Source organism: Leifsonia sp. EB41, assembly GCF_041262565.1.
GTDB lineage: Bacteria > Actinomycetota > Actinomycetes > Actinomycetales > Microbacteriaceae > Leifsonia.
Genome location: NZ_JBGCCJ010000001.1, coordinates 1,753,331 through 1,765,719 on the forward strand (window position 1 = coordinate 1,753,331; position 12,389 = coordinate 1,765,719).

Consider the following 12,389-nt stretch of genomic DNA (forward strand, 5'->3'; position numbering starts at 1 on the left):
CAACGACGTGCCCCTCGATGCTGGGTTTGGCGGGTTAGAGCTGCTCTACGGGGCCGCTCAGCGCCGGCGGCGCGACCCGGAACAGCCGCGTCCGCCACAGCAGGTAGCCCAGCCCGAGCGCGACCCACACCCCGCCGACCACCATCGCGCTCGGCTCCAGGCTGAACCAGAGGGCGACGTTGACCGCCACCCCGAGCGCCGGCAGCACCACGAATCCGAGGGCCGTCCGCCAGCCGCGCTGCTTCACGAACCGCACGTAGGTGAAGATCACCGACAGGTTGACGAAGACGAACGCCACGAACGCGCCGAAGTTGATGAGGGAGGCCGCGCGGCTGAGGTCGAGGAAGACGGCCGAGCACGCGAGTGCCGCGATGAGCAGCACGTTGCCGGCCGGGACGCCCGCCTTGTTGAGCCGCCCGAAGAACCGTCGCGGCAGCGCGCCGTCGCGGCCCATCGCGAACAGGAGGCGCGCCGCGCTCATCTGCTGCGTGATCCCGCAGCCGAGCACCGCCACCATGTAGCCGCCGATGAAGAGCGCCTGGAACGCCGCGCCGCCGATGTACTTCGCGATCTCCGGGGACGCGCCCACGATGTTGCCGACCGTCGACACGTCGGGGAACAGCACCTGCATGACATAGGTGACGCTCACGAAGAAGAGGCCGGCGACCCCGACGATGATCCGGATGGCGCGCGGGATGTCCCGCCGCGGGTGCTCGGCCTCCTCCGCGAGCGTGCTCACCGCGTCGAAGCCGAGGAACGACAGCGCCAGGATCGCCGCCCCCGACGCGATCGCGCCCGCGTCGATCCCGGGCGAGAAGAACGGCGCGACCGAGAAGTGCGCGCCGTTCGCGCCCTCCACGATGTTCTTGATCGTCAGCCCGACGAAGGCGACGGCGACGACCACCTGGATGACGACCAGGATCACGTTCACCTTGGCCGCGATCCGCACGCCGGTCAGGTTCAGCGCGGTGCAGACGGCGATGGTGGAGAGGATCCACACCCACGACGGCACCTCCGGGAACGCCGCCGTCATGTAGATCGCCGAGAGCAGCGCGTTGATCATCGGCAGCAGCAGGTAGTCGAGCGTCGCCGCCCAGCCGACCAGGAACCCGAGGTGCGGGTTGATCGCCTCGCGGGTGTACGTGTACGCCGAGCCGGCGCGCGGATAGAAGCGGACCATCTTGGCGTAGCTGAGTGCGGTGATGAGCACGGCGACCAGCACCAGCAGGTACGACAACGGGACGTGCCCGTGCGTGATGTCCGCGACGATCCCGAAGGTGTCGAAGACCGCGAGCGGCGCCATGTAGGCGAGGCCGAGGAACACGATGTGACGCAGGGTGAGGCTGCGACGGAGGCCAGAGGCCTGGAGGTCGTCGACAGTCTCGGCGGAACGGGCGGGGGAGATGGCGGGGTCGAGCTGGGACATCGGGTGGATCCTTTCGCTGCGATGGGAGAGGAACGAGTGGGTGTGACTGGGCGGGCCTAGTGCCCTTCCGCCGAGCAGTGCGCGAGCGCCCCGAACTGCTCCGGCGCCGGCGCGTCCCGGTCGGCGTCGTGCACGACCTCGCCCCCGACCACCGTCAGCGCCGCCTGCTGCTCGAGCAGAGCGGCAGGGTCGCCCTCGTGCTCGTACAGGTCCCCCGACCACGCGACGACGTCGGCGCGCGCCCCCACGCGCAGGACGCCGAGGTCGTCCTCCGCGTGCCACGCCCACGCCCCCTCGCGGGTGTAGCCGCGGATCGCGTCGTCCAGGCCGATCCGCTCGGCGGGCGTCCAGGCGTCGCGGCCGTCGAGCCCCGCGCGGGTGAGGGCCGAGTAGAACCCCACGAGCGGATCCATCTCGCCCACCTGCCAGTCGCTGGACAGCGCAACGTGCGCGCCCGACTCCATGAGCGAGCGCACGCGCCAGGCGCGGTCCCAGCGCTGCTCGCCGATGTTGTCCATCCAGGTGCCCGCGACGAGGTCGGGCGAGCAGTGCCGCGGCTGCATGGCGGCCGTGACGCCGAGCGCGGCGAAGCGGGGGAGGTCGTCGGGGTGGAGGCATTCGACGTGCACGATCCCGTGCCGGCGGTCGCGGGTCCGGTTGGTCCGCGCGGCGGCCTCGATCGCGTCGAGGGCGAGGCGGATGCCGCCGTCCCCGGTCGCGTGCGTGTGTGTCTGGAAGCCGAGCCGGTCGAGCTCGGTGACGATGCGGGTCAGCTCGCCGAGCGGGGCGGACGGGTGACCTCGGTGGCCTGGACGGTTCGCGTAGTCGTCGAGCATCCACGCGGTGTGCGGCTCGATCACGTCGTCCGCGTAGAGCTTCACCGGGCCGAAGCGCAGCCGCTCGTCCGCGTGCGCCCCGTCGACGGCCTCCCGCAGCTCGCGGCGGAAGGCGGCGTCCGCGTCGATCGGGTGGAACAGCGCCGCGATCACCCGCGAGCTGAGCAGCCCGCGCTCGCGCGCCCGGTCGAGGAGGCCGACCTCCGCGAGCGGGACCTGAGGCTCCACCACGGTCGTGATCCCCGACGCGGTGGCGAGCGCGAGGCTTCCGAGCAGGCGGCGGTAGCGTCGCTCGGGCGAGTACAGCGGGATGTCGCGCTGCAGGCCGGCGAGCCCCGCGGTCGTCATGGCGCTGGTGTAGAAGTCGGTGACCCAGCCGGTCGCCCGGCCGTCGGCGTCCCGCTCCGGGCGGCCCCATGGGATGTCGCCGCCGCCCGCGATGCCGAGCGCGCGCAGGGCCGCGTCGTTGAGCCAGACCGAGTGCTGGTCGTAGGTGGTGACGAACACCGGACGGTCGGTGAGTCCCGCCAGGTCGGCGGCGTTCGGGCGGCGGCCCGGCACGATCGAGTAGACGGCGTTCTCGGCGCAGATCCAGTCGAGGTCCGGGCGGCGCTCGGCGAGCTCGCGGATGCGGCGGCGCACCTCGTCGAGCGTCTCGGCGCCCTCCAGGCTCACCGCGTCCGGGTCGAAGCCGAGCAGGAGGTGGTTGTGGCTGTCGATGATGCCGGGCGTGACGAGGGCGCCGCCGAGGTCGCGGGTCTCACGGGCGGCGGGAGCGTCCGAGGCCGGGCCGACGTAGCTGATCCGGCCGTCCGTCACGCCGACCGCCTCGGCCCACGGCTGCGCGTCGTCGAAGGTCCTGACCCTGGCTCCGGTGAGGAGGAGGTCGGCGGTCTGAGCTACGGTCACGGTGGTCCCATCGACGGTGAGGAGAATTCTTTGACACTTGCGTCAAAGAATTCCACGAGTGTGCCACGCCTCCGCGGAAGGTGTCAAGCGATCCCGTCCGCCGCGCGCCGGTAGGGTCGACTCATGGCCCGGCCGAAGAAGCAGGATGAGCGTCGCGCCGACCTCATCGAGGCGGCGCTCAGCGCAGTCGGCGAACGCGGCCTCCGCTCGCTCTCGCTGGCCGACGTCGCGGCGAAGGCCGGGCTCACCCGCGGCGCGATCCTCTACTACTACGAGGACCTCGACCAGCTCCTGGTGGAGGCCCACCGCGCCGGCCTCGAACGGTTCTGCGACCACAGGGACGCGGTGGTCGCGGGCATCCCCGAGCCACAGCTCCAGCTCGCCGCCGCCATCCGGGAGGGCCTGCCGAGCGGCCCGGACGACGCCCTCATGCGCCTGCTCTACGAGTTCGACGTGCTCGCCGGCACCTCCACACTGCACGACGAACTGGTCGAGCGCATGTACCTGCGCCAGCTCGCGACCTACACCGGCATCCTGGAGCGCGGCGCCGCGGCGGGCGTGTTCGCGCCGGCGCTCCCCGTCGAGACGCTGGCCATGAACCTGGTCGCCCTGGAGGACGCCTACGGCCTCCACATCGTCGCGGGCAACAGCCTGATCACCGTCGCGAGCGCCGAGGCCGCCATGCGCGCCGCCGCCACCGCCTTCGGCGCCCCCACGACCCTCCACTCGCCGAGGGGCACGTAAACGCCCCTAACGGCGCTACTCGCAAAGCGCACGACTTTGCTCGCTCTATCCTGCGGTCGGTAGCATCTGATCGACTTTCAGGTTAGAGGGACGGGGACACTCATGGCTGACTCGCCGAACGGGTTCGAATCGGAATGCTTCTTCATTGCACCGATTGGCGAGGAAGGCAGTGATGTCCGTAAACGTTCGGACGGCGTGCTGAACTACATCGTCAGCAGGGCAGCGGAAGAAGTCGGGCTGACCGCAATTCGGGCTGACAAGATTTCGAGCCCCGGTCAGATCAACCTTCAGGTCATCGAGCACGTGCTCTCTGCGCGCGCGGTGGTAGCTGATCTGACTGGCCTAAACCCCAACGTCTTCTACGAGATGGCTGTGCGACACACAGCGAAGCTACCCATAGTTCTCATCGCTGAAAGGGGCACTGACCTGCCCTTTGATATTTCGCAAATGCGCACGATCTTCTTCAGTCACACCGATCTGGCTGATGCGGACGACTGCCGGAAAGCAATCGCCACCCAGCTGCAGGACGCGCTGGAGGGCGGAAATGTTGACAGCCCGATCTCGACGGCGCTCGATGTGAGTAGCTTGTCGACTGGTAGCGCGATTGACCGAAGTGTCGCGGAACTCGTTACGACCGTTGAGGACCTCGCTCGGATGCAGCGCGAGACGCGGGAAGCCGTGGCCAAGATCGATCGACAGACCGGCAGAGCGGTGGTTCAGCCAGCTGTCATTTCCGATCTCGTCGAGGCGTTCGACCACCTGATCGCCGTCTCCGATGGGACAGTCGATGACCCGCTCGAGAGTGTAGTCAAGGAATTCCTGAACCCGGTGAGATACCTGAGTCGCCATGGATATGGCCTGCCGCTAAACCGCCAGCGCGCGTCGAATAAGCCCCTTCCCTCGACCGAGAACGAGTCGTAGGAGGGGCGCGCCGCAGGCGCGCTCATAAGCAACATAGCTAGGAACGCTCTGCACGCCCCTAAAACGCGGTTCTAGGGGCGTTTACGTGCCCTTCGGCGAAGGGAGGAGAGAGGGTTAGGCGGGTGGGGCGGTGCTGGCGCGGCGGATGAGGCGGGTCGGCAGGCGGATGTGGGTCGGGTCCGGCTCCTCGCCGGCCATCAGCGCCACCACCAGCTCGGCGGCCGCAGCCCCGAGCCGTCCCATCGGCTGGCGAATCGTCGTCAGCGGGGTGGAGTACCGCGACGCCTCCGGGATGTCGTCGAAGCCGACCACCGACAGGTCGCGCGGCACCTCCAGCCCGAGCTCGTGGGCCACTTCGATGACCATGATCGCGGACAGGTCGTTGGCGGCGAAGATCGCGCTGGGCCGCTCGGGCGCGGCGAGCAGGCGGCGGGCCGCCTCCCGTGCGCTCTCCTGCTCGTAGTTGCCGAGCCCGACGATCGTCGGGTCGAACGGGATGCCGGCCTCCGCGAGCGCTCGACGGTAGCCCGCGTCGCGCGCGGCCGCCGAGCGCAGGTCCGGCCGGCCGGCGACGAAGCCGATGCGGCGGTGGCCGAGCCCGATCAGGAAGTCCACGGCACTGCGCGCGCCGCCGAAGCTGTCCGACTCCACGGTCGGGAGGTCGGCGCGGCCGGTGTGCGGGTCGACGGCCACGATCGGGACGTCCGCGTTCGCGTTGACCACGGTCGGCGTCACCATGATGACGCCGTCGATGAGCGTGCCGCTCAGCCGGCTGAGCGAGCGCCGTTCCCAGCCCTCCGAGGCGCCGTGCCGCGATCCGCTGTAGGCGAGGAGGTCGTAATGGGAGTCCGCGAGCGCCGCCCCGACGCCCTTCAGCACCTCCGCGCTGAAGGGCTCGAAGTCGGCCACGAGCACGCCGATCACGCCGGTCTGCCGCGAGCGCATGCTCGACGCGACCAGGCTCGACTCGTAGCCGAGCTCCTCCACGACCCGGAGCACGCGCTCGGCGGTGTGCGAGGCGACGCCGTAGCGGCCGTTGACCGCTTTCGACACGGTCGCAGCGGACACTCCGGCCGCTTCCGCCACGTCGTTGATGGTTGGACGTCGTCCCATGACCGAGCAGCATAGCAATCTCGAAAAGGATTTCGAAAAGGATTTCGAAAACGTTTGACACCTCTTCAGGGCCCTTGCGACACTGACGTGGTCCGGTCAGCCTCCCGGACCGACGAGTCCCAGCTCCGGCCCCAGGCGAGAGGCTTCGCCCGACCGGACGCCCCGGCACGGACCCCCGTCACCTGGCATCGCGAATCCGTGGATGCCGCTCAACGAAGAGAACAGGTTGGAATCACATGAAAGCCAAGAAGCTCCTCATCGGAGCTGCAGTCCTGGCCGCCGGATCGCTCGCGCTGACCGCGTGCAGCGGCGCCTCGGACACCTCCAGCAGCAGCAAAGTCAGCATGACGCTCTGGCAGAACTCGACGACCGGTCCCGGCCAGCAGTACTGGACCGACGCGATCGCCGCGTTCGAGAAGGCCAACCCGAACGTCACCATCAAGATGCAGTCGATCCAGAACGAGGACCTCGACGGCAAGCTCCAGACGGCGCTCAACTCCGGTGACGCCCCCGACATCTTCCTGCAGCGCGGCGGCGGCAAGATGGCCGCGATGGTGCAGGCGGGGCAGGTCATGGACCTCACCGACAAGGTCTCCTCCGACACCAAGAAGGTCATCTCCTCCGGCTCGTTCAAGGCCGAGACCTACCAGAACAAGGTCTACGCCATGCCCCTCTCGGTGCTCCCGGGCGGGCTCTTCTACAGCCAGGACCTCTTCAAGGCGGCGGGGATCGACGGGGCTCCCAAGACCATCGACGACCTCAGCGCCGACGTCCAGAAGCTGAAGGCGACGGGCGTCGCCCCGATCGCCCTCGGCGCCAAGGACGCCTGGCCCGCCGCGCACTGGTTCTACTGGTTCGCGCTCCGCGAGTGCTCCGGCACCACGATGGAGAAGACCGCCGACTCGAAGAGCTTCTCGGACGGCTGCTGGCTGAAGGCCGCTCAGGACCTCCAGAACTTCGCCGGCCAGAAGCCGTTCAACGACGGCTTCCTGACAACCTCCGCCCAGCAGGGCGCCGGCTCCTCCGCCGGTCTGGTCGCCAACCACAAGGCCGCGATGGAGCTCATGGGCGCGTGGGACCCGGGCGTGATCGCCTCCCTCACCCCCGACCAGAAGCCGCTGGCCGACCTCGGCTTCTACCCCTTCCCCGAGCTCTCCAGCGCGGGCAAGGGTGAGCCCGGCTCGATCATGGGTGGCGTCGACGGCTACTCCTGCTCGGTGAAGGCGCCGAAGCAGTGCGCCGACTTCCTCAACTTCATCGCGACGACCCCGCAGCAGATCGCCTATTACAAGGCGTTCAACTCGCCGCCGGTCAACACCGACGCGCAGAAGGAGGTCACCGAGCCCTACCTGAAGGACGTCCTCGCCGCCTACAACAAGGCCCCGTACGTCTCGCAGTGGCTCGACACCGTCCTCGGCCAGAACATCGGCAACGCGCTGAACGTGGCCGTGGTCGACATGCTCGCCGGCAAGACCGACGCCAAGGGTCTGATCCAGGCCGCGAACGACGCCGCGAAGAAGGGCTGAGAGGCCTCACCGTGAGCAACACCCGCGAGTCAACCTCGACCGAGCGCGTGTCGACGGCGGATCTCGCGCAGCACGACGGGAGCGGCGCCACCGCGTCGCTCCCGTCGCAGCCGCGCCGCCGCCGCGGCGCGAGCTGGGGCCTCCGCGCCGAGATCGCCCTCCTCGCCGGCCCCGCCGTCATCGTCTTCCTGGCCTTCGTGATCTTCCCGGTCGTGATGGCCGCCTACTACGGCTTCTTCCGCTGGGCCGGCTACGGCCCTCCCACCGACTTCGTCGGCCTCCAGAACTACGCCGTCATCCTGACCGACCCGGCCTTCCTGGCGGCCCTCGGGCACAACGCGTTCATCGTGGTCGCGTCCATCGTCATCCAGGGCCCGATCGCCATCCTGCTCGCCCTCCTCCTCAACAGGAAGATGAAGGGCCAGTCGATCATCCGCGTGCTGATCTTCGTGCCGTACGTCATCTCGGAGGTCGTGGTCGGCACCGGCTGGAGCCTGATGCTGGCCACCAACGGCGCGCTCAACGGCTTCCTGCACAACGTCGGCCTCGGCTCCTTGGCCCACGACTGGCTGTCGGACCCGAACATCGCCATCTGGACCCTGATCGGCATCCTGACCTGGAAGTACGTCGGCTTCGCCGTCATCCTCTTCCTCGCCGGCCTGCAGGGCATCCCGGAGGAGCTCTACGAGGCCGCGGCGCTCGACGGGGCGTCGTACTGGCAGATCCAGCGCAGGATCACCCTGCCGCTGCTCGCTCCGACGCTGCGGATCTGGGCTTTCCTCTCCATCATCGGCGCCCTCCAGCTGTTCGACCTCGTGTACATCATCTGGGGCCAGTACGTGGCCTCCACGGCGGGCACGTCCACGATGGCGACCTACATGGTCGCGAACGGCCGCAACGCCGGCAACTACGGCTACGGCAACGCCGTCGCGGTCGTGATCTTCCTCATCTCCCTGATCGTCGCCCTGATCTACCAGCGCTTCGTCCTCCGCCGCGACACTGCGGGCGCCGTGACCACGGCGAAGAAGCCCGGGCGCGCGAAGGGCCGCCGTGACGCGGCCGCGAAAGAAAGGACGGCGTGATGACCGCCCTCACCATCTCCTCCCGCGCCGCGCGCCGCGCCGAGCGCAAGGGCCTCCCCTGGGGCTCGCCGGCCGTCTACTTCGTGGCGCTGATCGTGATCGCGCTGATGATCGTGCCGATCGCGTACATCATCATCGGCGGCTTCCGGACGAACTCGCAGATCACCGTCGACCCGGCCGGCTTCCCGAACCCGTGGAACCCGGCGAACTACCTGGACGTGCTGACCGGCGGCGTCTTCTGGGGCCAGGTCCTCAACTCGACGGTCACCGCCCTGGTCACGACCATCGGTGCGGTCGGGCTCGGCCTGGCGGCCAGCTACGTGCTCGCCCGTTACACCTTCCGCGGCAGCGGGTTCCTGTACGCGCTGTTCGCCGCCGGACTGATGTTCCCGATCACCGTCGCGATCACGCCGCTCTACATCGTGGTGCGCAACCTCGGCCTGATGAACTCGCTCGCCGGCGTCATCATCCCGCAGATCGCGTTCGCGCTGCCGACGACCATCATCATCCTGGTGCCGTTCCTGCGTGCGATCCCGGACGAGATCCAGGAGGCCGCGTTCATCGACGGCTGCAGCCGGATCGGCTTCTTCTTCCGGATGGTGCTGCGGCTCTCGCTCCCTGGCGTGATCACGGTCGGCATCCTCGCCTTCATCGCCAGCTGGAACAGCTACCTGCTGCCGCTGTTCATCCTCAACGACCAGGCGACGTTCACCCTGCCGCTCGGTGTGCAGGCGTTCTCGTCGCAGTACGCCACCGACACCTCCAAGGTGCTGGCCTTCACCTCGCTGTCGATGATCCCCGCGCTGATCTTCTTCAGCCTGTTCGAGCGCCGCATCGTCGGCGGCCTCACCGGTGCGGTCAAGGGCTGAGCCCGGCACCCGCTCGCGTTCCCGACACGTTCCCGTACGACCCGTATGCAGGAAAGAAGCATGACAACGACAGACACCCTCCCCACCGTCTCCGAACGCGTGCGTGACCTGCACGCCCGGATGACCCTCGACGAGAAGCTCGCGCAGATCGTCGGCTACTGGGTCGACAAGGGCGACGACAACGTCGCTCCGCTCGACGGGGAGATGACCACCGGCCAGAGCTACGACGACGCCACCGCACAGGGCATCGGCCACCTCACCCGCGTCTACGGCACGCGGCCCGTCGACCCCGTGGAGCGCGCCTCCTGGCTGTGGTCGGAGCAGCGCAGGCTGCGCGAGCAGACCCGCCTCGGCATCCCCGCACTCGTGCACGAGGAGTGCCTGACCGGGCTGGCGGCGTGGAAGGCCGCGACCTTCCCGACCCCGCTCGCGTGGGGCGCCGCCTTCGACCCGGAGCTGGTGGAGGAGATGGGAGCCGCGATCGGCGCCTCGATGCGCGAGCTCGGCATCCACCAGGGCCTCGCGCCGGTGCTCGACGTCATCCGCGACCCGCGCTGGGGCCGGGTGGACGAGTGCATCGCCGAGGACCCGTACGTCGTCGGGACGATCGGAACCGCGTACGTGCGCGGCCTCCAGTCGTCGGGCGTGCACGCCACGCTCAAGCACTTCGTCGGCTACTCGGCATCGCAGGCCGGCCGCAACCACGCGCCGGTGCACGCCGGCACGCGCGAGATCCGGGATGTGCTGCTGCCTCCGTTCGAGATGGCGATCCGCGACGGCGGCGTGCGCTCGGTGATGAACTCGTACGCGGAGATCGACGGCGTGCCCGTCGCGGCGAACCCGGACTACCTCACCGGCGTGCTCCGGGAGGACTGGGGCTTCGACGGGACCGTCGTCGCCGACTACTTCGCCGTGGCGTTCCTGCACACGATGCACCGCGTCGCGGCCGACCGCGGCGAGGCGGCCGAGCTGGCCCTGACCGCCGGCATCGACGTCGAGCTGCCGACCGGCGACGCGTTCCTCGCGCCGCTGGCCGAGCGCATCCGCGCCGGGCTCACCGACGAGGCGCTGGTCGACCGGGCCGTGCTGCGCCTGCTCGCGCAGAAGGAGGAGCTCGGCCTGCTGGACGAGACCTTCGAGGAGCCGCCGGCCTCCGTCGACCTGGACTCCCCCGAGCACCGCGCGCTCGCGCTGCGACTGGCCGAGGAGTCGCTGGTGCTGCTGACCAACGACGGCGCCCTCCCACTCGAGGGCGACCGCGCCGCCGCCCGGATCGCGGTCGTCGGCCCGAACTCCGACGCCGCCGAGGCGCTGATGGGCTGCTACTCGTTCGCCAACCACGTGCTCGCCCACCACCCGGAGGTCCCGCTCGGCTTCGAGCTCCCCTCGGTCCTGGAGGCGCTGCGCGAGGAGTTCCCGGCCGCCGAGCTGGTGCACGCCCGCGGCTGCGACGTGGAGGGCGGCGACCGCTCCGGCATCGTCACCGCGGTGTCCGCCGCGGCCGACGCGGACGTGGCTGTCGTCGTCGTCGGCGACCGCGCGGGCCTGTTCGGCCGCGGCACGGTCGGCGAGGGCAACGATGTCGAGAGCCTGGAGCTCCCCGGCGTGCAGCGCGAACTGGTGGAGGCCGTCGTGCGCACCGGCACGCCGACCGTCGTGATCGTGCTGTCCGGCCGCCCGTACGCGATCGACTGGGCGATCTCCGGACCGGACGCACCTGCCGCTGTGCTGCAGGCCTTCTTCCCCGGCGAGGAGGGCAGCCGCGCGATCGCCGCCGTGCTCTCCGGCCGCGTCTCCCCCAGCGGCCACCTCCCGGTGTCGCTGCCGCGGTCGGCCGGCGCGCAGCCGTTCTCGTACCTGCACCCGCTGCTCGGCGGCCCCTCGGACGTGACGAGCGCCGACAGCACGCCGATACTCCCGTTCGGTCACGGACTCGGCTACACGACCTTCGAGCGCACGGGGCTGGAGGCTGACGCGGCCGTGGCGGCCGGCGGCGAGTTCGAGGTACGCGTGACGGTCCGCAACAGCGGCGAGCGCGCGGGCAGCGACCTGGTGCAGCTCTACGCACGCGACGTGTTCGCGAGCGTGACGCGCCCGGTGGCGCAGCTGCTCGGGTACGCCCGGGTGACCCTGGAGCCGGGCGAGGAGGCCGAGGTGACCTTCCAGGTGCCGACTGCACGGCTGGCGTTCACCGGCCTCGACGGCATCCGCATCGTCGAGCCCGGCGACGTCGAGCTCTGGGTGGGCCCGTCGTGCGCGGAGCGCGAGACCGAGACGGGAATCGTCCTCACCGGCCCCAAGCACGCCGTCACCCCGGTCGACGCCCGCCTCGTCCGCACTGCCGTCACCACACCCGCCTCCGTCGCCGCCCCTACCGCCTGACCCACGGAACCCCCGCACCATCCATCGAGGGGCACGTTGTTGTCACTTCCGGACCCGGAAAGTGACAACAACGTGCCCTTCGGGGTTCGGGAGAACTATGCTCGGCGCCGGGAGGCCCACCATGTCCAATCTCGTCGTCCATTTCGAAATCCACGCCGTCGAGCCGCAACGCCTGATGGACTACTACACCGGACTGCTCGGCTGGACGTTCACCCGGTTCGGCGAGATGCCGTACTGGGCGATCGACACCGGCGAGGGGGCGATCGGGATGGGCGCGGCCGGCAACGGGATCAACGGCGGCCTCACCCAGCGCATGGGACCCGCGCCCGCCCTCGACGCACCGATCTCCGGCGCGAACATCGTGGTCGGGATCGACGGGAACGTGGACGAGCTCTACCGGCGCGGGCTGGACCTCGGCGGCACGGAGGCGCTGCCTCCCGACGACATGCCCTCGATCGGCCGCGTCGCCTATCTGCGCGACCCGGAGGGCAACGTCTTCGGGATGATCTCGCCGATCCTCTCCGACGGCACCGACGTCACCTCCTTCATCGCGAGCTGACGCCGGTCCACCTCCCGCCGAG

The 12,389-nt window shown here is 69.7% G+C and carries 10 protein-coding genes; 7 read left to right on the forward strand and 3 right to left on the reverse strand.

Annotation, left to right across the window (positions count from 1 at the left end; all coding sequences use genetic code 11):
- Positions 1-34 precede the first annotated feature (34 nt).
- A complete protein-coding gene (locus ABH923_RS08580; protein ID WP_370054940.1) occupies positions 35-1,426 on the reverse strand; it encodes an APC family permease in 1,392 nt (463 codons plus the stop codon).
- 56 nt (positions 1,427-1,482) lie between these two features.
- A complete protein-coding gene (locus ABH923_RS08585; protein WP_370054941.1) occupies positions 1,483-3,171 on the reverse strand; it encodes an amidohydrolase in 1,689 nt (562 codons plus the stop codon).
- Between the two features lie 123 nt (positions 3,172-3,294).
- Here ABH923_RS08585 and ABH923_RS08590 point away from each other — a divergent pair, with 123 nt between their 5' ends.
- Together ABH923_RS08590 and ABH923_RS08595 are read left to right on the forward strand one after the other, a co-directional pair.
- Positions 3,295-3,915: a TetR/AcrR family transcriptional regulator gene (locus ABH923_RS08590; RefSeq protein WP_370054942.1), complete on the forward strand. Its 621-nt coding sequence runs from the start codon at positions 3,295-3,297 to the stop codon at positions 3,913-3,915.
- A 102-nt stretch (positions 3,916-4,017) separates the two neighbouring features.
- Complete coding sequence (locus ABH923_RS08595) at positions 4,018-4,836, forward strand: hypothetical protein (RefSeq protein ID WP_370054943.1); 819 nt, start codon at positions 4,018-4,020, stop codon at positions 4,834-4,836.
- A gap of 114 nt (positions 4,837-4,950) precedes the next feature.
- Here the strand turns inward: ABH923_RS08595 and ABH923_RS08600 are convergent, their stop codons facing one another.
- Positions 4,951-5,949: a LacI family DNA-binding transcriptional regulator gene (locus ABH923_RS08600; protein ID WP_370054944.1), complete on the reverse strand. Its 999-nt coding sequence runs from the start codon at positions 5,947-5,949 to the stop codon at positions 4,951-4,953.
- 236 nt (positions 5,950-6,185) lie between these two features.
- Here ABH923_RS08600 and ABH923_RS08605 point away from each other — a divergent pair, with 236 nt between their 5' ends.
- The 5 genes from ABH923_RS08605 (at position 6,186) to ABH923_RS08625 (ending at position 12,367) form a co-directional block, all read left to right on the forward strand.
- A complete protein-coding gene (locus tag ABH923_RS08605) occupies positions 6,186-7,475 on the forward strand; it encodes an ABC transporter substrate-binding protein (RefSeq protein ID WP_370054945.1) in 1,290 nt (429 codons plus the stop codon).
- 11 nt (positions 7,476-7,486) lie between these two features.
- On the forward strand, positions 7,487-8,557 hold the full coding sequence (locus ABH923_RS08610; protein ID WP_370054946.1) for a carbohydrate ABC transporter permease: 1,071 nt from the start codon (positions 7,487-7,489) through the stop codon (positions 8,555-8,557).
- A complete protein-coding gene (locus ABH923_RS08615) occupies positions 8,557-9,426 on the forward strand; it encodes a carbohydrate ABC transporter permease (RefSeq protein WP_370054947.1) in 870 nt (289 codons plus the stop codon). The genes ABH923_RS08610 and ABH923_RS08615 overlap by 1 nt, the downstream gene beginning before the upstream one ends.
- A 60-nt stretch (positions 9,427-9,486) precedes the next feature.
- Entirely contained in the window at positions 9,487-11,808 is a 2,322-nt protein-coding gene (locus ABH923_RS08620) for a glycoside hydrolase family 3 N-terminal domain-containing protein (RefSeq protein WP_370054949.1), read from the forward strand.
- A gap of 121 nt (positions 11,809-11,929) precedes the next feature.
- Positions 11,930-12,367, forward strand: coding sequence for a VOC family protein (locus ABH923_RS08625; RefSeq protein ID WP_370054950.1), 438 nt, complete (start codon positions 11,930-11,932; stop codon positions 12,365-12,367).
- The last annotated feature ends 22 nt before the right edge of the window (positions 12,368-12,389 follow it).

Bases quoted from the DNA above. Each gene is read 5' to 3' on its own strand.
- ABH923_RS08580 (WP_370054940.1), bottom strand. From the start codon at position 1,426: ATGTCCCAGCTCGACCCCGCCATCTCCCCCGCCCGTTCCGCCGAGACT.
- ABH923_RS08590 (WP_370054942.1), top strand. From the start codon at position 3,295: ATGGCCCGGCCGAAGAAGCAGGATGAGCGTCGCGCCGACCTCATCGAG.
- ABH923_RS08595 (WP_370054943.1), top strand. From the start codon at position 4,018: ATGGCTGACTCGCCGAACGGGTTCGAATCGGAATGCTTCTTCATTGCA.
- ABH923_RS08600 (WP_370054944.1), bottom strand. From the start codon at position 5,949: ATGGGACGACGTCCAACCATCAACGACGTGGCGGAAGCGGCCGGAGTG.
- ABH923_RS08605 (WP_370054945.1), top strand. From the start codon at position 6,186: ATGAAAGCCAAGAAGCTCCTCATCGGAGCTGCAGTCCTGGCCGCCGGA.
- ABH923_RS08615 (WP_370054947.1), top strand. From the start codon at position 8,557: ATGACCGCCCTCACCATCTCCTCCCGCGCCGCGCGCCGCGCCGAGCGC.
- ABH923_RS08620 (WP_370054949.1), top strand. From the start codon at position 9,487: ATGACAACGACAGACACCCTCCCCACCGTCTCCGAACGCGTGCGTGAC.
- ABH923_RS08625 (WP_370054950.1), top strand. From the start codon at position 11,930: ATGTCCAATCTCGTCGTCCATTTCGAAATCCACGCCGTCGAGCCGCAA.